This is a genomic window from Peribacillus sp. NPDC056705, assembly GCF_043656335.1.
On sequence record NZ_JBHTYI010000017.1, the window covers coordinates 23,892 to 44,671 of the forward strand.

General features: G+C 39.8%; 20 protein-coding genes. 9 read left to right on the plus strand and 11 right to left on the minus strand.

Annotation, left to right across the window (positions count from 1 at the left end; all coding sequences use genetic code 11):
- Positions 1 to 449 precede the first annotated feature (449 nt).
- Complete coding sequence (locus ACFRAK_RS18445; protein ID WP_387598317.1) at positions 450 to 1,502, plus strand: glycosyltransferase WbsX family protein; 1,053 nt, start codon at positions 450 to 452, stop codon at positions 1,500 to 1,502.
- Between the two features lie 62 nt (positions 1,503 to 1,564).
- Positions 1,565 to 2,161: a class I SAM-dependent methyltransferase gene (locus ACFRAK_RS18450; RefSeq protein WP_387598314.1), complete on the plus strand. Its 597-nt coding sequence runs from the start codon at positions 1,565 to 1,567 to the stop codon at positions 2,159 to 2,161.
- Positions 2,162 to 3,486: 1,325 nt separating this feature from the next.
- Here the strand turns inward: ACFRAK_RS18450 and ACFRAK_RS18455 are convergent.
- Entirely contained in the window at positions 3,487 to 3,951 is a 465-nt protein-coding gene (locus ACFRAK_RS18455) for an exosporium glycoprotein BclB-related protein (protein WP_394572208.1), read from the minus strand.
- Between the two features lie 32 nt (positions 3,952 to 3,983).
- On the opposite strand from ACFRAK_RS18455, the gene ACFRAK_RS18460 reads away from it, so the two are divergent.
- From ACFRAK_RS18460 to ACFRAK_RS18490, 7 genes are all read left to right on the plus strand, one after another.
- Positions 3,984 to 5,081 carry a hypothetical protein gene (locus ACFRAK_RS18460; RefSeq protein ID WP_394572209.1) on the plus strand — a complete coding sequence of 366 codons (1,098 nt, stop codon included), beginning with the start codon at positions 3,984 to 3,986 and terminating at the stop codon, positions 5,079 to 5,081.
- Between the two features lie 1,146 nt (positions 5,082 to 6,227).
- Positions 6,228 to 7,349: a DegT/DnrJ/EryC1/StrS family aminotransferase gene (locus ACFRAK_RS18465; RefSeq protein WP_394572230.1), complete on the plus strand. Its 1,122-nt coding sequence runs from the start codon at positions 6,228 to 6,230 to the stop codon at positions 7,347 to 7,349.
- Complete coding sequence (locus ACFRAK_RS18470) at positions 7,346 to 7,981, plus strand: acetyltransferase (protein WP_387598305.1); 636 nt, start codon at positions 7,346 to 7,348, stop codon at positions 7,979 to 7,981. Before ACFRAK_RS18465 ends, ACFRAK_RS18470 begins: the two co-directional genes overlap by 4 nt.
- 453 nt (positions 7,982 to 8,434) lie before the next feature.
- Positions 8,435 to 9,301, plus strand: a complete 867-nt coding sequence (gene rfbA / locus ACFRAK_RS18475; RefSeq protein ID WP_387598302.1) for a glucose-1-phosphate thymidylyltransferase RfbA — start codon at positions 8,435 to 8,437, stop codon at positions 9,299 to 9,301.
- 26 nt (positions 9,302 to 9,327) lie between these two features.
- Positions 9,328 to 10,287 carry a dTDP-glucose 4,6-dehydratase gene (rfbB, locus tag ACFRAK_RS18480; protein WP_394572210.1) on the plus strand — a complete coding sequence of 320 codons (960 nt, stop codon included), beginning with the start codon at positions 9,328 to 9,330 and terminating at the stop codon, positions 10,285 to 10,287.
- The gene (gene rfbD / locus ACFRAK_RS18485; protein WP_394572211.1) at positions 10,284 to 11,135 is read left to right on the plus strand and encodes a dTDP-4-dehydrorhamnose reductase; all 852 of its coding nucleotides are present in this window, start codon (positions 10,284 to 10,286) and stop codon (positions 11,133 to 11,135) included. Before rfbB ends, rfbD begins: the two co-directional genes overlap by 4 nt.
- Complete coding sequence (locus ACFRAK_RS18490) at positions 11,125 to 11,583, plus strand: dTDP-4-dehydrorhamnose 3,5-epimerase family protein (RefSeq protein WP_387598293.1); 459 nt, start codon at positions 11,125 to 11,127, stop codon at positions 11,581 to 11,583. The genes rfbD and ACFRAK_RS18490 overlap by 11 nt, the downstream gene beginning before the upstream one ends.
- Positions 11,584 to 11,668: 85 nt before the next feature.
- Here the strand turns inward: ACFRAK_RS18490 and ACFRAK_RS18495 are convergent, their stop codons facing one another.
- The 10 genes from ACFRAK_RS18495 to ACFRAK_RS18540 all read right to left on the minus strand — a co-directional run bounded on the left by ACFRAK_RS18495 (position 11,669) and on the right by ACFRAK_RS18540 (position 20,775).
- Entirely contained in the window at positions 11,669 to 11,791 is a 123-nt protein-coding gene (locus ACFRAK_RS18495; RefSeq protein ID WP_394572212.1) for an IS3 family transposase, read from the minus strand.
- A 425-nt stretch (positions 11,792 to 12,216) separates the two neighbouring features.
- Positions 12,217 to 12,396: a hypothetical protein gene (locus tag ACFRAK_RS18500; protein ID WP_394572213.1), complete on the minus strand. Its 180-nt coding sequence runs from the start codon at positions 12,394 to 12,396 to the stop codon at positions 12,217 to 12,219.
- Positions 12,397 to 12,664: 268 nt separating this feature from the next.
- Positions 12,665 to 12,859: a hypothetical protein gene (locus tag ACFRAK_RS18505; RefSeq protein ID WP_394572214.1), complete on the minus strand. Its 195-nt coding sequence runs from the start codon at positions 12,857 to 12,859 to the stop codon at positions 12,665 to 12,667.
- 126 nt (positions 12,860 to 12,985) lie between these two features.
- The gene (locus ACFRAK_RS18510) at positions 12,986 to 14,515 is read right to left on the minus strand and encodes an acyl-CoA carboxylase subunit beta (RefSeq protein ID WP_192204657.1); all 1,530 of its coding nucleotides are present in this window, start codon (positions 14,513 to 14,515) and stop codon (positions 12,986 to 12,988) included.
- A 23-nt stretch (positions 14,516 to 14,538) separates the two neighbouring features.
- Positions 14,539 to 15,321: an enoyl-CoA hydratase gene (locus tag ACFRAK_RS18515; protein ID WP_394572215.1), complete on the minus strand. Its 783-nt coding sequence runs from the start codon at positions 15,319 to 15,321 to the stop codon at positions 14,539 to 14,541.
- A gap of 19 nt (positions 15,322 to 15,340) precedes the next feature.
- The gene (locus tag ACFRAK_RS18520; RefSeq protein WP_394572216.1) at positions 15,341 to 16,240 is read right to left on the minus strand and encodes a hydroxymethylglutaryl-CoA lyase; all 900 of its coding nucleotides are present in this window, start codon (positions 16,238 to 16,240) and stop codon (positions 15,341 to 15,343) included.
- Positions 16,241 to 16,257: 17 nt separating this feature from the next.
- On the minus strand, positions 16,258 to 16,470 hold the full coding sequence (locus ACFRAK_RS18525) for an acetyl-CoA carboxylase biotin carboxyl carrier protein subunit (RefSeq protein ID WP_076371237.1): 213 nt from the start codon (positions 16,468 to 16,470) through the stop codon (positions 16,258 to 16,260).
- Between the two features lie 38 nt (positions 16,471 to 16,508).
- Complete coding sequence (locus ACFRAK_RS18530; RefSeq protein WP_387598280.1) at positions 16,509 to 17,858, minus strand: acetyl-CoA carboxylase biotin carboxylase subunit; 1,350 nt, start codon at positions 17,856 to 17,858, stop codon at positions 16,509 to 16,511.
- A gap of 12 nt (positions 17,859 to 17,870) precedes the next feature.
- Entirely contained in the window at positions 17,871 to 19,508 is a 1,638-nt protein-coding gene (locus tag ACFRAK_RS18535) for an AMP-binding protein (RefSeq protein ID WP_387599287.1), read from the minus strand.
- Positions 19,509 to 19,632: 124 nt separating this feature from the next.
- Entirely contained in the window at positions 19,633 to 20,775 is a 1,143-nt protein-coding gene (locus ACFRAK_RS18540) for an acyl-CoA dehydrogenase family protein (protein WP_141994231.1), read from the minus strand.
- Positions 20,776 to 20,780: the final 5 nt, after the last annotated feature.

Sequence of the window (20,780 nt, forward strand, 5' to 3'; positions counted from 1 at the left end):
TTTTTGACTTTTTAAAAAGGGGATTTAGGATATTATTAAGTGAATTTCAATACTGCACATTGTAAGAATCAAGATAAGTAAAATTAAATAATGAATATACCTAAAAGCAATGAAACTCTCCCAACTAATTGAACTATCCCCAAAATAATGGGCGGGTAAAAAAGTTCCTTATTCGGGGTTTTTCTATATCCTTATATTAAGGGATAAGATGACAAGTTTTTAATAACCGAATGGCTAAGGAAGCTGCCGGATATCTTTTTGTGGATGGGTTAAATAAGTAACTACAAAATAAAAAGTCTCAACAGATTATCAGTTTAATATACCTTATTAATACTGGGTCCTTAAGATACTTTTATTATATTATGTATGGTTCAGCCCCAATCCAATTAGTTTAAATTATATTGAAACAAAGTGTTATCGTTTAACATTATTATAGGAGTGATAAGAATTTGAAGCTTATAGCTTTCTATTTGCCCCAATTTCATCAAATACCAGAAAATAACCTTTGGTGGGGACCAGGATTTACCGAATGGACGAATACAAAAAAAAGCCAAACATTGTTTCCTGGACATTATCAACCTAGAGAACCTTATCAAGATTATTACTATGATTTGGCAGATGATACTGCGAGAAAATGGCAAGCACAAATTGCCAAAAAATACGGTATTTATGGATTTTGCTATTATCATTATTGGTTCAAAGGAAAAAGATTACTCGAAAAACCATTCAATGAAGTTCTTCGAACAGGAGAACCTGATCTTCCTTTCTGTCTCTCATGGGCAAATGAGCCGTGGACTAGAAGGTGGGATGGTTGGATTCACGACGTCTTAATGCCTCAAGATTATGGTAATGAAGAAGATTGGAAAGAACATTTTGATTTTTTACTAACAGCATTTAAGGATGAAAGGTATATCAGGGTGGACAATAAACCTTTATTTACCATTTATCGACCCGGTAGCATTCCAAGATGTGAGGAAATGTTATTGTATTGGCAAAATCTAGCTAAACAAAATGGACTTGAGGGTATTTACTTTGTTAAAACTTTAAATGCATTCGCGACTCCCCAAATTGCAGGATTCGATGCTTGTCTTGAATTTGAACCAGGTTTTACTTGCAATCATGGAGGTGGTTCAACTTTTCGGAGAGCTGTGGATGGGTATCAACAAAAGTTTATTGTGATGGATTATGATCAAGTATGTTCATGTATATTAGATGGATCTGATATAAAGAAAAATATAAAGACATTTCCAGGTGCATTTATTGATTGGGATAACTCGGCCAGAGTAGGAAATCGAGCACTGATTTTTCAAGGGTCAACCCCTGAAAAATTCTCTTACTATCTAAGTCAGCAAATTCAAAAGGCAGTGAAAAATAATAATGAATTTTTATTTATCAATGCTTGGAATGAGTGGGCGGAAGGAACATATTTAGAGCCAGATAAGAAGTATGGATATCAATATTTGGAAGCAGTAAAAAAAGCCCTTGATATTAATGGACTTTAATGATTCTAAAAATTCTTTATATATTTTATTGGAAGAAGACTACAATGAGGTGACTTAATTAATTGAATATACAAGGAGATTTTCCTCAATTAAAGATTAGTGAATTATATGGTTTCATTGAAAGCATATATGGCTGGTTGACACATATGGAACAAACGGCACTTTTGCATCTACCGGCTTTAGTTGATCATTTGCAAGGGGACATTGTAGAGATTGGTTCTTTTAAAGGTAAAAGTACAACAGCCTTAGGTCTCGGAAGTAAGTGGATTAGTGAGCGCAAACGTCCGATATATGCAATAGATCCATTTATCCCCAATAGCGGATATCATGGAAAATACTTTAACGATTTTCAAAAAGCTATTCAAGGTTTTCAACTAGAGAACTATGTAATTCCAATAAAGAACTACAGTCATGAAGCGATCGGTGAATGCCCTGAGCTTATTTCAGCACTTTTTGTTGATGGTGATCATACCTATTTAAACGTAAAGCAGGATATACAACTTTATGCTCCAAGAGTCATAGCCGGAGGCATGATTGCATTTCATGACTACAGTACTTACCAAGATGTTAAAAGAGCTGTTGATGAACTTTGTGAAGGTAAAGAATACGTATACGTCTGTGATTACGATAGTTTGCGCCTTATCCGTAAAATAAAATAGCCCTTCGAATCATGCAATAAGTGCAGCACAAAGTGTCAAACCTAAAAGCCAATCGAGAAGAAGGAGGCGCCTAGCCTCCGACCTCTCACACCGCCGTACATACCGTTTGCTTTTAAGACTGACGTATTTTTTATATCTTCCATATATACAATCCAATCCTCTGTGATGCCAATAGGCATTATCAAGAGTTTTCTCTAGAATTGGGCTATGGCCAATACGCTAATAGCCTATCTACTATTTCCCCATTCATATGCATTCATATGCTTTTCGAATCCATGAATCTAATTTCCTCAGTACGCTTTCGAACCGACTGTTGCCCTTGTTTATTAGGAAAATCCATAGCTATTTCTGATATGGTTGAGGCATATTTCTTGATCAATATCTGGGTAATGGCTTATTGAATGAGACGGTCGAGATACCCAATAACCGAACTTCGCCGCTTGGTTTCGGGATTTCGATACGACGTACAGGTTACGGTTGTTGATAAGATTCCTGTAAAAGGGTGGTTTTCATGATGTGCCACGCAGTAATAAGATGTGGTCTTAGATTTTGAACCGGCATTCCATCTACGCCATGGCTTCCCTTATTTCTTTCCACACTTCAATGCCTGTTTTAAGTTTCATTTTTTTAGTACTGTTCCATTAACATCGTTGATATCCTTTCCCTGCGTGGACAAGATGGTCTATTTCTGCCTTTATCTGCTCCGCCCTTTTGAAGTTCCCCGTGTATTCATTACTTCATCCTTCAAAAAAGTTTCGTTAGGAATTGTTTGCTTCTTCGCAAAATATCGAACGACTAGTATCAGTCCTCCTCAATCTCTTCGCTCCTTCCTTATCTTCTCGAATAGACCAGTAATATGGCCTCTGCTGACTCCTGATGATTCAGTTGCCCATCAATGACAGATTACCAAATGTACTTGGCTGTCACCAGATATCCCCGGGTAAGAGTTACGATCCTTCCCTCCATCTATCTGCTTCATTTACTCTGTACCACCTTCGGATTAAGGACTTTGTTTTGTTTTGCAAAATCATCCAATGATACCTAGCCTTATATAAAGTTCGTGTTCCTCAGAACGGAGGTTTGCCGCTTGCTTCCTTCAGATACCACGTCACCGTGGACACCCTTTTCATTAAGCTAACGACTACTATTGCCTTCACAACTAAGGACTTTAGAGCTTTAAACTCCCCCCCTGCCGGACGTACAAAAAAACGGGAAGATTTATTAATCATTCCCGTTTTTAGAAAAAGTGTTATCAGGCGTAATAAAATTCTAATCGAGTTTGTTAACTGCAACTGATGGTTTGAATACAACGATATAAACAAAAATTAAATTATCGTTATACCCGCGCTTGCAAAACCTGCAACTGTAGTGAGAACCGAAACTGCATTATCTATAGAGAAAACCAGTAATAATTTATCCCCTGCTGTAATCCCGAGTCCAGTTAAAGCAGTATTATGAGCTGTATCTCCAATGGATATACCAGGTCCTAAAGCTGGTGTTAATAGTACAAAGGCACCTGTGGGAGTAAAGGTGTTGCTAGCTGCAGCTGCCTTCCATAATTCTGCTCTAATGGTAACAGCAGAATTTAAAGTTACTGCCGCTGTCGCACTAAAGAATGCAGATATTGATGATACAGTTCCAGCACGTGGTGCGACAAATGCGAAGCCAAGAACGCCCTCTAGACCAGGACTTATAGTAATTGTTCTTTCACCAATAGTAACTGTATCAGTAGATCTTCCGAACCCAATAAGACCTCCAGTATTAGCTAATCCTAATTGAACACTAGTCAATTCTACTGGAGCACCGGAAGCAAACGGAATGATTGAACCTTCAGTTTCTCCTCGCGGGCCTTGCGGACCTTGGAATCCTTGTGGACCTTGGAACCCTTGCGGACCTTGGAACCCTTGCGGGCCTTGGGATCCTTGTGGACCTTGGAACCCTTGCGGGCCTTGGGATCCTTGCGGGCCTTGGAATCCTTGCAGACCTTGTGAGCCTTGCGGACCTTGGAACCCCTGCGGACCTTGGAATCCTTGTGGACCTTGGAACCCTTGCGGGCCTTGGGATCCTTGCGGGCCTTGGAATCCTTGCGGGCCTTGGAACCCTTGCGGGCCTTGGGATCCTTGCGGGCCTTGGAATCCTTGCAGACCTTGTGAGCCTTGCGGACCTTGGAACCCCTGCGGGCCTTGGAATCCTTGCGGGCCTTGGGATCCTTGCGGGCCTTGGAATCCTTGTGGGCCTTGGGATCCTTGCGGGCCTTGGAATCCTTGCAGACCTTGTGAGCCTTGAGGACCTTGAGAGCCTTGAGGAGCTTTTACATTCACTTTCACAATTTGCTCTATCTTTTGTACTTGTTTCGATGAGCATTTACATGGACGTTGTCTGCAATCTTTACATTTTTTATGATTACATGTACATTTGCGTTGTCCGCAATCTTTACATTTTTTATGAGTACATGTACATTTGCGTTGTCCGCAATCTTTACATTTTTTATGAGTACATGTACATTTGCGTTGTCCGCAATCTTTACATTTTTTATGAGTGCATGTACATTTGCGATGTCCGCAATCTTTACATTTTTTATGAGTGCATGTACATTTGCGTTGTCCGCAATCTTTACATTTTTTATGAGTGCATATACATTTGCGTTGTCCGCAATCTTTACATTTTTTATGAGTGCATGTACATTTGCGATGTCCGCAATCTTTACATTTTTTATGAGTGCATATACATTTGCGATGTCCGCAATCTTTACATTTTTTATGAGTGCATATACATTTACTATGTCCGCAATCTTTACATTTTTTATTCTTACCCAATTCTGTACCCTCCTTTTCATAGAACTTTACTCTATTCTATGAATTTGGATTTAATTGGATTGGATGAATTACACCCATTTGTTAAAAGTACAGAACCATTGTAAATCATAAGCACATCATTAAAATAAATTAGACCAAGTCACAGGTTGTCCCTGCCACAACAAATGATGTTAACAATCTATAGATTATTATTAATTGTATTAAATAAACAAATAGCCTTCCCATTTTAAAAACATGAAACATGTCTAAACATAATGTTACCTATCCAATAATTAAAATATGAAAAGAACAGTGGAAATCAAGAGGTTTAGAAACTTGCTAAGGCTGCAATGCTTTCTTAAGAAGAACATTGCTCTTTTAGTTTCTGTGTTTCAGAAGGTAACTGAATTGTTTTTTCCTTTAGACTCTATAACGTAATACGATTTCATCCTTTACTTCTTTCTTGGATTTACATTTCATTTGACACACAGTGTCATCAGATAGCTTAGATGATATTCCTTAATCATTTCGTCCTTATAAACCGGTTTTTTTATTTCCGCTAAATGAGAATGCTCTGAAAACTACACCGATCCATTCAAATCGCTTTAAAAGCTGACTTCTGCAATTTCCAATCTTCTTATACTGCCGAAATTTTATAAACTATAGGGTTACCAATAAACCTAAAAGTGATCTCCATTGAGTATATAACATTTCCTGTCTAATCTTCTCTTAATCCGCAATGTAATCTACATGCTAAAATCACCTTTCAATTCCTAATAGAAAATGAAAACCTACCCTTGGTTTATGTACTTTTATACAGTTAAAACACCCCTGTTTTTTTCAAAAATATTATTTTTCACCGTAAACTACTAAAGAACTATTAAAATTATAGCACTCCTGTTAATTGCAATTTTAAGCCATAAAATTTAATCAAAAGGAATATTAATGGAAAGAACACCAAAGAACTATCGTATTAAAAAAATATCCATTGATGGCAATCGATTTCAAATGGAATATGTGGCTGGATATGCTTTTGATTGAGGTTGTTTTTGGTTGTTTCTTATAAAGTCCAGATTTATATCCGCTTTGCGTGCCAATCAGGCCATGACACAATAAAACTCCGACTATCAAAAAATTCTACACTACAGCAATGAACCATTGCATGACCCGGAATTTAATTTTATTTTTGGATGGATCTTTTGAATACTTATCAGTAATTATGTGAGAAAGTAATTAAAATTTATAAATTAATTGAAACGGAGATGAATAATATCCGTAAAATTCCGTTTTTACGACCCAACTTGGTGAAACAAGACACATTTACCGATTATTTATCTCAGATTGAACAATCCAGATTGTACAGTAATTATGGACCATTAAATACTCTTTTTGAGAATAGAGTGCTAAACGAATACTATGAAGGAAACGGAGCGGTACTCACGGTCAACAATGCTACCAGTGGACTGATGTTAGCCATTAATCAGAGTAAACGGCCCAAAGGGCAGTTTGCATTAATGCCTAGCTTTACTTTCTCAGCCACCCCTTTAGCGGCTATGTGGTGTGGTTTAGAACCTTATTTTGTAGATGTGAACAAAGACGATTGGTGTATGAATGAGGAACTTGTAAAAGATGAATTGGAAAAATTAGGAGATAAGGTGGCGGTCGTTGTTCCCTACTCAACCTTTGGAACAGACGTAAACCTATCCTTTTATAAACAAATTCATGAGTCAGGGATACCGGTGGTTTTTGATGCTGCCCCAAGTTTTGGGACATCAGGGCGGAGTGGATCATTTGGCAATAATTTTCCCGGCCCTATTGTGTTCAGCTTTCATGCTACGAAATCATTTGGTATTGGCGAAGGCGGATTAGTATATAGTGCTGATAAAGATTTGATAAATCAAGTTCGTCAGGCGGGAAATTTTGGGTTCTCGGCTGACAGGGAAACTATATCACAAGGTCTTAATAGTAAACTTTCAGAATATGGCGCAGCCGTTGCTCTTGCAACTCTAGATGCCTTTCCTGAAAAGAGACGACAGAGACAACGAATTTATCAATGGTACCAAGAGCAATTCCAACAAACCCCTGTCTTAAAAAAATGGCAACTCCAAAAAACAGAAGGGGAAATTCCCCATCAATTTATGCCTGTTCTCTGTCCTGAAGATCAAAGTAATTTAGATTTTGTGAAATTGCTGGCTGACAATCAAATAGAAGCACGCACCTATTTTTCCCCCACATGTCATCAACAAAATTATTTTACATCATTCAATCGCACATTAATGCCTATTACCAATAGTATGTCAGGACGCATAATTAGTTTGCCTCTTTGGGAAGAAATGAAACAAAGTGATATCGTGCAAGTAACGCAAGTGCTTGCTAAGGGATTGAAACCATGAATAAAATCGTCATCTGGGGATGTGGAGGGCATGCACGCGAGGTAAATCATCTATGTGAAAATTCAAGTTATGAGGTTATAGGATTTCTAGATGAAAGATCGGAAATGAAGGGGATAATAATAGATAATGTACCGGTTTTGGGCGATCTTCATGATATTAATTCTCTTCGGAACAAAATTAAAATTGTTTGTGCCGGTGTAGGAGATCCATCTCTAAAAAAGCGCTTTGTCACCAAAACCAAAAATGCAGGTTTTGAGATTGCTGAGACAATAGTCCACCCTTCTGTTTTCATATCAAAACGGAACACACTTGGAGTCGGTTCGATTATTTGTGAAGGAACCATTATTACCACAAATGTTCAAGTGGGAAATTTTGTAATCATAAATCGAAGTTCGAACATTAGCCATGATAATATCATCACCGACTATGTCACGATAGGCCCAGGAGTTAATATTGGAGGTAATGTTACGATTGATGAAGGAGCGTACATTGGAATTGGTTCTTCTATCCGTGAAAAAATTAATATCGGTGCTTGGTCGATTATAGGAGGCGGAGCATTTGTAAAGAATGATGTTCCCGCGAAAACCCTTTATGCAGGAGTACCTGCACAGTTAAAAAAAGATTTAGAATAGAATGCAGGTAATAAGGCTTAACAAATAGATATAAACTAATGGGTTCCAGTGAAAAAACTTAAGAAACCAGACTATTTCACTTTTCCATATTACGAGTTCTATACTAAAATACAACATTTTACTGAAGTTCCCATGTAATTGAAACGCCTTCTTTCTGTGCTTTTGTCATTTGTAAAGCAAAGAATTATTTCACCAGGTTGATTTTTAACCAAGAGAGAAAAAAGACTACAAAGCGTGTTTTCAATTTAGCTTAGTAGTCTTTTCATACCAATAAATCTCAATCTCGTAAGAAATCTATATAAATCTTTAAAATCACATCCCATTTTTACAGAATCCAATCACATTCTTTACGCATATGATGAAAAGGATTATTTTTTTCGTGAAATTCAGAAACCGAAAAAATTTAAATTCATTTTGTTTTTTATATCATACTGCTTGAGGAGGTGAATAATAATGAAAGGAATAATATTAGCTGGTGGAAATGGCACTAGATTATACCCGTTAACGAAGGTTGTCTCAAAACAGCTATTGCCTGTTTATGATAAACCCTTAATTTATTATCCATTGTCCGTGCTAATGCTTGCTGGAATTAAAGATATCTTAATCATTTCTACCCCTATTGATATACCTCGTTTTAAAAATTTATTAGGCGATGGGTCACAATTAGGAATCAATATAAGTTATATAACACAGGAAAAACCGGATGGTATCGCACAGGCTTTTATTATTGGAGAGGATTTTATAGGAAAGGACTCTGTATCTTTAATATTAGGAGACAATATTTTTTATGGACATAATTTCACTAAAACATTGGAAGAAGTCGTTAATCGGCATAACGGTGCGACTATATTCGGCTATCATGTTAAAGATCCTGAACGATTTGGTGTTGTAGAATTTGATGAAAATCGGAAAGTGATATCTTTGGAAGAAAAACCTGTAACGCCTAAATCTCACTATGCTATTACAGGACTTTATTTTTATGATAATAATGTGATTGATATCGCAAAGAGTATTAAGAAATCTTCTCGTGGAGAATATGAAATTACTTCTGTAAATGAATGTTACCTCAAGGAAAACCAGCTTAAGGTTGAGTTATTGGGTAGAGGATTCAGCTGGTTAGACACCGGTACTCATGAATCACTTCTTGACGCTTCTTTATTTATCCAAACCATTCAAAATAGGCAAAACGTTCAAATTGCTTGTATAGAAGAAATTGCCTTTCGAAAAGGATTTATTTCGCCACAGCAACTTCTTGCCTTAGCTAAACCATTAGCGAAAAATGAATATGGGCAATACCTTGTAAGATTAATAGAAAGTTAACAGCTATTCATTGAAAGGAGGCAATCATGAATCTTCTTGTTACAGGTGGGGCTGGTTTCATCGGCCTAAACTTTGTTCGCCATTTGCTAAAGAATACGTCATACAATATAACAGTTATCGATTCTCTAACGTACGCAAGCCATCCTGAAGAGATACGCGCCCTAACATCATCTAATTCTAAATTTCGCTTTATTAAAGGAAGCATTGTAGATGAAAAAGATATGGAAACTGTGATGGATCAAAATTATGAAGCGATTATTCATTTTGCTGCAGAGTCCCATGTTGATAATAGTATTCAAAATGCAGATAAATTCGTACAAACAAATATTGTCGGTACTTATCAAGTATTACAACAATTAATCAAAGGGTATGCAAAAAAAATGATCCATATTTCCACAGACGAAGTTTATGGTACTTTAAGCCCTACTCAACGACCATTCACAGAAGAATCCCCTCTTTCACCTAACAATCCTTATTCGGCTACGAAAGCAAGCTCGGATTTATTAGTAAGATCTTACTATGAAACATATAAATTACCTTTGATTACGACAAGATGCAGTAATAATTTCGGTCCATTTCAAAACATGGAAAAATTCATTCCAACCATTGTAAATAGGGCGCTTCACAACCTTAAAATCCCCGTTTATGGGGATGGTCTACAGATAAGAGATTGGCTGTTTGTAGAAGATCATTGTAAAGCCATTTCTCTTATTCTTGAAAATGGTAATTGGGGTGAAGTTTATAATATTGGTGGCGGAAATGAAAGGAAAAATATCGATGTCGTAAAACAAATTTTAGAAATAATGGGGAAGCCTGACCACTTGATTGAATTTGTTGAAGACAGAAAAGGTCATGACCGAAGATATGCTATTGATTCTTCTAAGTTACAAAACGAGTTAAGCTGGAAACAAACCTCTTACTTTGATCAATCATTAGAAGAAACTGTTCTTTGGCACATGAACAAATTTAAAGGTTCTTCCATATGAAGATTGTCATTACAGGTGCAGGAGGCCAATTAGGAAAAGAACTCATTCAGCTTTTTAAAGAGGAAAATTATGTGGTATTTCCATTTACTAAACAACAATTAGATATTACTAATCGTACGCAAATAAAAGAAATGATTGAGAAAATCCAGCCAGATTATCTTATTAATACTGCTGCCTTTACACAAGTTGATCTTTGCGAAACGGATATAGATCAAGCTTTTTTAATTAATGGAATTGGACCTTATTATCTAGCTTGTGAAGCAAAGGAAAAAAAAGTGAAGTTTTTTCATATTAGTACTGACTATGTATTTGATGGTGAAAAAATTGAACCCTATATAGAAGAGGATTCTCCTGACCCCCAAACAATTTATGGAAAAAGCAAACTACTAGGGGAACAATTGGCATTAACTGCTAATGAAAGTTCCACAATCATTAGAACGTCATGGTTATACGGACATGACGGGAAAAATTTCGTCAATACCATTAAGAAGTTAGCCAGCCATTCATCAGAAATCCGTGTGGTTCATGATCAATACGGTTGTCCTACCTACACTAGGGATCTTGGAATAGCACTAATATATTTACTAACAAAACCACATGGCATTTATCATGTCACAAACTCTGGAAGTTGCAGTTGGTTTGAATTTGCAACCGAAATTGTTACGTTCTTAAATTCACAGACAGTAGTCATCCCTATTTCTACAGAAGAATATGGGCTTAAAACACCCAGACCCAATTATTCCGTTTTAAGTCAAAAAAAGTTGAATTCCAACGGACTCTTTTTGCGAAATTGGAAAGAAGGTTTACATGAATACTTAAAAAAGGCAGATGATGAATATGGGGATTGAGGGAGTTATTTCCAAAAAGTTAATTAAGCATTGTGACGATAGAGGTTTTTTTGCAGAAGTGGTAAGAGATGATGACAATCTTTTATCTCATTTTGGTCAACTATCATGGACTACATCTTACCCAGGTGTTATTAAAGCATTTCACTACCATGAAGAGCAAGATGACCTTTGGTTTTTTTCATCAGGTAATGCTCAAGTAGTTTTACATGACTTAAGAGACCACTCTGCTACCAAGGGTGAAACAAATGTTTATTATATGGGCGAAAACAATCCAAGTATTTTACTCATACCCAAAGGTGTGGCACACGGCTATCGCGTGCTTGGCGAAAAGCCGGCAACTGTTCTTTATTGTACAACAAAGTCGTATAACGCTTCCAAACCAGATGAAAAAAGAATTCCTTGGGATGATAAAGAAATTAATTTTGCTTGGGAAACAAAACACAGATAAGGAACTAACATAAAAACTTCCTAGGGCAAAAAGTGTTAGGATAATAGGTTGTCCCGGTATTGTACCGGGGCCGTATTTTTAGTCCCTATTGATAACGATGCTCATTGTATTCTTCAATTACTCGATCAACATCTTCCTTCATATCCGTTAAATTTGTACATGTTTTATATTCTGCCCAATCTTTAAAGTGGTCAAAAAAGCTTTCCATATGTGCATTATCCTAACAGTTTCCCTTACGGACCATGGATTGGGTTAGGCTAAGTTTTTTCACTTTGTTTTGAATTATCGGATGGGTGTAAATGAATCCTTGGTCAGAATACAGGAATGGCACTAGTGATTCACAGGCTGCCTTAGCTTGTTTAATGTTTCATAAACAATATTCATACCCAACGACGTGGATAAATGATACATAACTATTTCTTTTGTGGCCGCATCTTTTACGCATGACAAATAAGCTTTTTGCCCCTTTCAGTAATAAAGATGTAATGTCTGTAAGCAGAATTCCCCCTTGCTCCTTCTGTTTGAATTCACGATTAAGAAGGTTTGGACAAGTAAGGTCCTCCTTGGTTGCCTTAGCCATCTTTCAATACGAATTGGCCCTTCTGATTTGTGCAAAGAGATGTTATTTTGCCATCAACCGTCTGATTTTCTTTTGATTCGTTCTATGTCCAATTCATCCTGTTCCCCGCGTAGCTCACGGGTTGGAACTGCCTTTATCCAATCATAGTAGCCACCTCGACTTACACCAGCCAATTTGCATAGATAGGAAACAGCCTTCTTTAATTGGTATCGCCTGATCGTTCTTTCAATCAAATAGAACATCTCAGCTGCAGTTAGAATGATTTCTTTTTCAACGCCCGCCTTTCTAACTCTTCCCAGCTTTGTTAGGAAGTCATTTTCTGCTTCAAGGAATTTGATTCTCGCTTCGGCCTTTCTAAGTTGATCCTATGCAGAAGATGGCTTGGAAGAAGGACGACGTCCTGTGCTCCCTTTTCCACGGCGTTCCGAAAAGGAACCTTCCTCACCAAACCTTTCAAAGGTATCACGCCGGCGATGTAGACAACGTTTAGGTTTTTCCCATTCAAATTATTTCGAGATTAAATCCATGTTCTATGAAAATTTGAGAGAGGGATTTCCCCTTTTTATATTCCTTAACAGCTTTTGTTTTAAATTCAGGATTATAGGAAATAGAACGCTTTGAAGCACTTATGATATTTGGATTCTTTTCAAGTTCTTTAATCTGAAATTCAGTATAAATATATATATTCTCACTCATAAAAACCCTCCGTCCATACTCATTACACCTTTTGAAACATAAAAAAAACCGGATAAGGGACACTTTTTTATGTGTGTCCGTTATCCGGGATATAGTTCAAATGGCCGGGCTTGTTTATTGTATTCTTTAAACGGGATAGACTCCATGTTTACGATCGGTAAATGTCAATTGTTTACTGCTATACGCTTCAAATCTGGCACTCAATTCATCTCGTAAGTCATTTGGCTGGATGATGCCATCAACAATCATTTCGGAGGCTAAGCGGTAGATATCGATATCTTCATTATACTCATTGCGCTTCTGTTCGATGAATGCTGGGCGCTCCTCTGGTTCCATCGCATTTATTTTATTAGCATAGACTGCATTGACCGCAGCCTCTGCCCCCATGACCGCAATCAATGCCGTCGGTAAGGCAAGAACGCAGTCAGGTTCAAAAGCGGGACCAGCCATCGCGTATAGTCCCGCACCATAAGCCTTACGGACAATGACAGAAATCTTGGGAACGGTGGCTTCACTCATGGCCGAAATCATTTTCGCACCATGGCGAATGATTCCTGCCTGTTCGACCTTCGTCCCAATCATGAATCCTGGAATATCAACTAGGAACAACAGCGGAATATGGAAAGCATCACATAAATTGATGAACTTGGCTGCCTTATCAGCTGAATCATGGAACAGGACGCCGCCCTTGACACGCGGCTGATTGGCTATGATCCCTATCGTTTGTCCATTAAGCCTTGCAAGCCCAGTAATCAATTCGGGTGCAAATAGTTTCTTGATTTCACAAAACGATTGCCTGTCTATAACCCTATCGATCAGGTCATACATATTGAAGGGTGCATTCTGATTTTTGGGAATCAGTTCTTCCAATGTTTTTTCGAAATCCGCAGGCAGCTCAGGTTTTACGCTTTTAGGTCTTTCTTGATAATTTCCTGGAAAATAGCTTAAGTATCTGCGCGCAAACGCAATGGATTCTTCCTCCGACTTGACAAGCACATCCCCGCATCCTGACACAGAACAATGCATTTTGGCCCCGCCCATTTCCTCTTCGCTTACTTTTTCGCCAATGACCATTTCTGCCATTCTCGGCGAACCTAAATACATGGATGCATTGCCATCAACCATTACGACAATATCACAAAAAGCTGGGATATATGCCCCGCCTGCGGCAGACGGACCGAACAATAGACAAATTTGCGGGACTTTTCCTGATAACTTCACTTGGTTGTAAAAGATTCGTCCTGCTCCGCGGCGTCCCGGAAACATTTCTACTTGATCCGTAATTCGTGCCCCGGCAGAATCGACTAAATAAAGAAGGGGCAACTGCAGCTTTTCAGCTGTTTCCTGAATGCGAATGATTTTCTCGACGGTCCTTGCTCCCCAGGAACCAGCTTTTACAGTCGAATCATTGGCCATGACACAGACCCTTTGACCATTGATTTTCCCGATGCCTGTAACTACACCATCAGCAGGCAATCCATCACTGGCACAATTAGCAAAGAAAGCGTCCTCTATTTCAACCCCTTCATCGAAAAGCAGCTCTAGCCGTTCACGAACGAAAAGCTTTCCTTTTTCAGCGTTTTTTTGATGATATTTTTCTAAACCGCCTTTTTTAATCGTTTCAACCGTTTCGGTTAGTTTATCCGTCGTTACCATTCCTGTTCCTCCTTCAATTGAAATCATTGGCCCTTAAAAACCGGTTTGCGCTTTTCCTTGAATGCTGACAGACCCTCCTGTCGGTCACGGGTTTTTAAAGTTGTCTGATAGCAGTCCTTTTCAATTTGCAATCCTGTTTTCAAATTAGTCTCAGCCCCTTGATTGATCGCCGCTTTTGCAGCCCTGAGTGCTAATGGGGCATTGACCGCAATTTCCCCAGCCAATTTTTTCGCTTCCTCAAGTAAATGTTGGGGTGAATATACATGACTGATGATTTTCAAGGCATGTGCGGTTTTTGCATCCAACCTCCTTGCCGTATAAATCAGTTCTTTCGCTGTCGGCATCCCGACTATCCGCGGAAGACGCTGAGTACCACCGGCGCCTGGGATGATGCCTAAAGATGTTTCTGTCAGTCCAACCTTGGCCGTTTCCGATGCGATGCGTATATCACATGCGAGTGCCAACTCCAGCCCTCCGCCAAAAGCCGAACCGTTAATCGCGGCGATGACTGGAACTGGAAGGTTTTCTACAGCCGTAATCGTGTCACCAATCAACTTGACTGTCTCCCTGACTTTATCATCATTCATACCTGCTCGTTCCTTAAGATCCGCACCTGCACAAAACGCCTTTTCACCTGCTCCCGTTAAAATGACCGTTCGTAAATTTGAATCTCTTTTCAATTCATACAGCCCTTCGACTAAGCAATGAAGAAGTTCCGTGGATAGAGCATTTGCAGCATCCGGCCGGTTCAAAGTCACGAGGGCAATTCCCTTATCTTCATGACTGATCTCCACTAATGAAGTCATAAATTCACCTCAATTTCTCTTATTGTGCGTTATAAACAGCCATCTGATGGCTAGGCAATGGTTTTTCCAAAAAGCTTTGCATCATGGCCGCAGCCTTCATTAGTTTTTCCGGATTGATTCCTGTTTGAATTCCCATTTTATGTAGCATATGGATCAGGTCATCTGTTGCCACATTACCGCTCGCACCTGGTGCATACGGACATCCCCCTAGACCTCCGAGCGAAGAGTCGAAAGTGTCAATACCATAATTCAGTGATTCAAGGACATTTGCGAGTGCCATACCCCTTGTATCATGAAAATGGAGGGCAATTCGGCTTGTATCATATCTTTTTACTGCCTGTTCAAGGAACAAGGCAACTTGTCTTGGAGATGCGACCCCAATGGTATCACCCAATGAAACCTCATCGATTCCATATTCAAACAGTTGATCACAAACACGGAAAACCTGTTCCGTAGAAATCTCCCCTTCATAAGGACAGCCGAAAACGGTTGAAATATAGCCCCTGACCGTTTTTCCGCTGTTTGCTGCTGTCCCGATGACATCCTTCATTATTGGAAAGGTGTCGGAGATCGATTTATTAATATTTTTAAGATTATGCGTTTCACTGGATGACATGAACACTGAAATTTCATCGATATTAGCTTCAAGAGCCGACTCCAATCCCCTTTGATTGGGTACAAGGGCCGTATAAGTGACACCGGGATTGCGCTTTATTCCCTTAGCCACAAGTGCGGCATCACTCAATTGGGGGATCCACTTTGGATGGACAAAAGAAGTCACTTCTATATAAGTTAATCCCGTATCAGAGAGCTGATCGATCCAATCCATTTTGCTTTGTGCAGGTATCATGACCTTTTCATTTTGCAGCCCGTCACGCGGGCCCACTTCCTTAATTGTCACTTTTTCAGGCCAATTCATCTTACCCCTCCGTCCTTTTATTCAATGACGGCCAAAATGTCGCCCTCATTTACGAAATCCCCCTCATTCACTTTAAGTTCTTTGATGGTGCCAGCTTCTTCGGCTGCAATGGGGATTTCCATTTTCATCGATTCCAAGATAATGATGTCCTGTCCGTCTGTTACACTTTGCCCCTCATTCGCTACGATTTTCCATACGCTTCCAGCCATACTTGCCTTTAATTCTGCCATTTTACATTCCTCCTGATCATTATGTTTTAAAATATGCGTTATACAGTCAATTTTTTAATATATTTCGTAATGAAATCCGTAGTCGTATCTCCTTGAGAAAAAGCTTCATGAGAAATTATTTCCATAAGCAAAGGAAGGTTTGTTTTTATTCCTTCTATTTTATAGTTTGCCAGCGCTTCTCTTAATCTCTTGATCGCTTTATCCCTTGAATCGCCGCTCACTACCAATTTGGCGATCATCGGATCATAAAAGTGGGATACGATGGAAGTTCCATGTACCGCCAATTCATGACGGATCCCTTCCCCTTCCGGAAGTTTCATGCTGGTGATTCTCCCCGGTGCTGGATAAAACGTTTTCGGATCTTCAGCGTATATGCGCACTTCAATGGAGTGTCCATCCTGTTTAATCTCACTTTGAGTGAATTCCAATTTATTGCCCGAGGCAATTTTAATTTGCTGTTCGACTAAATCCAGTCCCGTAATTTCTTCCGTGACAGGATGCTCAACCTGGAGACGTGTATTCATTTCCAGGAAATAAAAGTTTTTATCAACATCAACTAAAAATTCTAGGGTGCCCGCATTGCTATAACCGATGGATTTTACCGCTTTCACTGCAGCCATTCCCATCTTGTTTCTTGTTTCTTCGTCAAGGAAAGAAGAGGGAGCCTCTTCCACGACCTTCTGGTGGCGCCTTTGAACGGAGCATTCCCTTTCCCATAAGTAAACAGCGTTCCCAAAGGAATCCGCCAATACCTGAATTTCGATATGACGAGGCTTCTCAATCAGTTTTTCTATGAACATATCTCCATTGCCAAAAAACAATTGGGCACGTTTTTGATTCCCTTCGAAGGCCTTGGTCAGTTCATCTTCATTAGCAACGGCCTGCATGCCGATTCCCCCGCCGCCTGCTGCTGCTTTTAACATGACTGGATAGCCAATCTTTTCGGCAACGGCTGCCGCTTCTGCACTATCAATTAACGGACGTGAAAATCCAGGAACCAATGGGAGTCCCGCTTGTTCCATCTTTTTCCGTGCCTCGACTTTATTGCCCATCTGCTGGATGATTTCTGGTTTTGGGCCAATGAATATCAAGCCGGCTTCTTCGCATGAACGTGCGAAATCTGCATTTTCACTAAGAAATCCGTATCCAGGATGTATGGCTTCCACTCCCGTTTTCTTAGCTATTTCCAAAATCTTATTGACGTTTAAATAGCTTTCCTGTACTCTCGGACCACCCAATAAATATGCCTCATCCGCCAATCCCACAAATGGCGAATCCGCATCTGCTTCCGAATGGACGGCGACAGTAAGTATTCCCATCTTCCTGCATGTACGAATAATGCGTGATGCTATTTCTCCCCTGTTTGCGATAAGAATTTTTCGAATCATTCGATCCCCTCCTTATTTAGTGCGTTCCGATAGTAGATCAAGAGTTTGTTGCCGAAGCTTATACTTTTGGATTTTCCCGGATGCAGTCATGGGATAAGCATCGGTAAATTGAATGTAACGGGGAATTTTATGAAAAGATATTTTCCCTTTGCAATACTCTACCAATTCTTTCTCTGTAAGGGTTTCTCCCGCTTTCAGAATGATCCATGCAGCTACCTCTTCCCCATACTTCTGATCTGGAACGCCGAGTACCTGGACATCGACAATTGCAGGATGTTGATACAGGAATTCTTCGATCTCCCGGGGATAAATATTTTCCCCTCCGCGAATGATCATATCTTTCAGCCGGCCGGTAATCTTGCAATAGCCCCTTTCATCCATCACGGCCAAATCTCCCGTATGAAGCCAGCCTTCCCGGTCAATCGCCTGCTCAGTGGCCTCCGGGTTATTATAATATCCCTTCATTACATGGTATCCCCTCGAACAGAGTTCCCCTTGTTTGCCCCGCTGGACTTCTTCCCCGGTAACTGGATCGACAATTTTCACTTCCACTTTCGGCAAAGCCCTTCCCACTGAGGAAACACGAAGTTCGATCGGATCGTCCGTTCTTGTCATCGTAATCCCTGGAGACGATTCAGTTTGACCATAAGTAATCGTGATTTCCGAAATTCCCATCTTATTCACCACGCTTTTCATGACTTCAATCGGACATGTGGAGCCTGCCATGATTCCAGTCCTCAACGAACGTAAATCATACTTGTCAAAGTCATCGAGATTAAGTTGAGCGATGAACATCGTCGGAACACCATGAAGTCCCGTACATTTTTCGGCTTCAACGGTCTGAAGGACTACTCGTGGATTAAATTCCACGATCGGCACCATTGTTGCCCCGACAGAAACCGAGGCCATCGTACCAAGGGAACAGCCGAAACAATGAAAAAACGGAACTGGGATGCAAAGCCGGTCAACTTCGGTAAGTTTCATGCATTCCGCGACATTCAATCCGTTGTTGACCAAGTTTGAATGCGTCAACATCACCCCTTTTGGAAATCCTGTCGTCCCTGATGTATATTGCATATTAATCACATCATCTGGAGCCAATTCCTCCATCCTCATGTCAAGTGACTCTTCCGAAATGGATTCGCTTCCGCTAATGACATCATCCCACGAAAACGTTCCGGGATAACGCGCTTCACCTAAAACGATGATATTTTTCAATTTTGGCAGTTTCTCAGATTGTAATTTTCCTGGTTTTGCATTTTTCAATTCAGGTACGATTTCGTACAGCGTATCCATATATGAATGATCCTTATATTGTTCCATCAAGATGATCGTCGTCGCATCCGATTGCTTAAGCAAGTATTCCAGTTCACTTGTACGGTAATTAGTGTTGACCGTAACCAGCACCCCGCCCATTTTAGCAGTGGAAAATTGGGATATCAGCCATTCCGGTTTATTGGACGCCCAAATGGCGATATGTTCCCCTTTTTTTATATCGAGTGACATGAACCCCCTGGCCGCCTTTCGGCAAATCTTTTCAAATTCGCGATAGGAATGGCGGAGGCCCAGTTCATGATACACAACCGCTTCATTATCACCATATTGTTCAGCTGTTTTCTCAAGCAATTTCCCGATAGTCATATCTAGCAAATCAGACATCAAACTCCTCCTAATCAAATAAAAGTAAGAATGAACGCGTTTTGCTGTATAGATAACATCTGCTTTTCACCAAAATGAACCAAAGCATCACTGTTCATTTTACGTTCCATAAAGATTAACAGCCTAATTGTCTGGCGATAACGATTCTTTGAATTTCGGATGTGCCTTCACCAATTTCCAATAACTTAGCATCTCTTAAATAGCGTTCCACTTCATATTCGCGCATGTAACCAGAACCACCGTGTATTTGAATCGCTTGATTGCTGGCCCGGAAAGCGGTTTCACTTGCAAATAGCTTGGCATATGCCGCTTCCTTTGCAAAAGGCTTTTTATTGTCTTTTAACCACGCGGCCTTATATACCATATTCCTCGCCAGTTCAATTTCCATCGCCATGTCTGCCAGCTTGAATTGAATGGCCTGGAAATTTGATATGGATTTACCGAATTGTATGCGCTCTTTTGAAAAAGCTAAAGCTTTATCAAATGCAGCCTGAGCGATACCGACGGCCAAAGCTGCAATGGAAATCCTTCCCCCATCCAGTGTGAATAAGAATTGTTTGAACCCTTTGTCTGGATCTCCCAATAAATTTTTCTTTGGTACCCGGACGTTATCCAGAATGATTTCACAAGTATTGGAAGCCCGCACTCCCATTTTTTCATAATTGCTATTGATCGTAAGACCTTGGGTATCGGTTGGCACGATGAATGCCGAGATGATATTCTTGCCCTTGGAATCTTTGCCCGATACAGCAGTGACAGTAACGGTTCTTGAATAGCTGGCATTGGTGATCCATGTTTTCTCACCATTGATCACATATTCATCACCTTCCAACACGGCAGTGGTTCTCGTACCGCCAGCATCGGAACCCGCATTAGGCTCCGTCAACCCGAAAGCTGCCAGAGTTTCACCGGTCGTGATTGGAACCAGATATTTTTGCTTCTGTTCTTCGGTTCCAAAATAGTAAATTGGACTTGCTCCGAGCGAAACGGCTGCTGCATAACTTAGGCCGGTTCCCCCGCACGCTTTGCCAACCTCTTCAACTGCAATGGCATATGAAATCGTATCTCCGCCCGAACCGCCATATTCTTCAGGAAATGGAATTCCAAGCAACCCGAGTTTCCCCATTTTTTTGAAAACATCCTCCGCAAACATGGACTTTGCATCCAGCTCAATCGCAATGGGTTTAATTTCCTTCTCGGCAAATTCCTTAACCATTTCCTTAATCATCTGCTGTTCTTTTGTAAGTGAAAAATCCATATATT

Excerpts from the sequence above, each read along its gene's own strand:
- ACFRAK_RS18470 (WP_387598305.1), top strand. The coding sequence starts at position 7,346 with ATGAATAAAATCGTCATCTGGGGATGTGGAGGGCATGCACGCGAGGTA.
- rfbA (WP_387598302.1), top strand. The coding sequence starts at position 8,435 with ATGAAAGGAATAATATTAGCTGGTGGAAATGGCACTAGATTATACCCG.
- rfbB (WP_394572210.1), top strand. The coding sequence starts at position 9,328 with ATGAATCTTCTTGTTACAGGTGGGGCTGGTTTCATCGGCCTAAACTTT.
- rfbD (WP_394572211.1), top strand. The coding sequence starts at position 10,284 with ATGAAGATTGTCATTACAGGTGCAGGAGGCCAATTAGGAAAAGAACTC.
- ACFRAK_RS18490 (WP_387598293.1), top strand. The coding sequence starts at position 11,125 with ATGGGGATTGAGGGAGTTATTTCCAAAAAGTTAATTAAGCATTGTGAC.
- ACFRAK_RS18495 (WP_394572212.1), bottom strand. The coding sequence starts at position 11,791 with ATGGAAAGCTTTTTTGACCACTTTAAAGATTGGGCAGAATATAAAACA.
- ACFRAK_RS18505 (WP_394572214.1), bottom strand. The coding sequence starts at position 12,859 with ATGAGTGAGAATATATATATTTATACTGAATTTCAGATTAAAGAACTT.
- ACFRAK_RS18510 (WP_192204657.1), bottom strand. The coding sequence starts at position 14,515 with ATGGTAACGACGGATAAACTAACCGAAACGGTTGAAACGATTAAAAAA.
- ACFRAK_RS18515 (WP_394572215.1), bottom strand. The coding sequence starts at position 15,321 with ATGACTTCATTAGTGGAGATCAGTCATGAAGATAAGGGAATTGCCCTC.
- ACFRAK_RS18520 (WP_394572216.1), bottom strand. The coding sequence starts at position 16,240 with ATGAATTGGCCTGAAAAAGTGACAATTAAGGAAGTGGGCCCGCGTGAC.
- ACFRAK_RS18525 (WP_076371237.1), bottom strand. The coding sequence starts at position 16,470 with ATGGCAGAATTAAAGGCAAGTATGGCTGGAAGCGTATGGAAAATCGTA.
- ACFRAK_RS18530 (WP_387598280.1), bottom strand. The coding sequence starts at position 17,858 with ATGATTCGAAAAATTCTTATCGCAAACAGGGGAGAAATAGCATCACGC.
- ACFRAK_RS18540 (WP_141994231.1), bottom strand. The coding sequence starts at position 20,775 with ATGGATTTTTCACTTACAAAAGAACAGCAGATGATTAAGGAAATGGTT.